The 531-nt window shown below is 47.3% G+C and carries 1 protein-coding gene; it reads left to right on the plus strand.

Annotated elements, in window-relative coordinates; genetic code table 11:
• Nucleotides 1-531 (plus strand): LysR family transcriptional regulator (locus R7E78_RS30110; protein ID WP_318059138.1); only part of this gene is annotated, 531 nt, incomplete at both ends.

Genomic DNA, 531 nt, shown 5'->3' on the forward strand with positions numbered 1-531 from the left:
GGCAAGGCACATGGAGCTCACTAAATCGGTGGTTAGTAAACGTATTGCGAAGTTGGAGCAAGAATTAGGTGTTCAGCTTCTTTATCGCACGACGAGAACGCTGACGTTGACAGAGGCGGGGCAATCCTTCTTTGTGCACGCTAAAGCGGTTTATCAAGCTGTTGCTACAGCCGAAGAATCGATCGTTGGATTGGGGAAGAACCTGTCTGGCAACATTAAGATCACGGTACCTACCATTTCTGGTGAGTTGATTCTTCCGGGTGTGATTTCGGAGTTCAATGACAAGTATCCTGACATCAATATCGATATGGAACTTGATAATCGATTTGTCGATATCGTCAATGAGCGTTTCGATCTGGCCATTCGTACTGGCATGTTGCCAGATTCTAGCCTTATTGCCAGAAAGCTGGTGGATGCAAACTGGGTGGTGTGTGCGTCTCCCAAGTATCTTGCCAAGCATGGCATTCCAAAGCAGCCGAGCGAACTTACTAAGCATAACTGTTTGGTTTACTCCTATCAGGAGACTGGCGC

It is taken from the genome of Vibrio sp. YT-19(2023) (genome assembly GCF_033337395.1).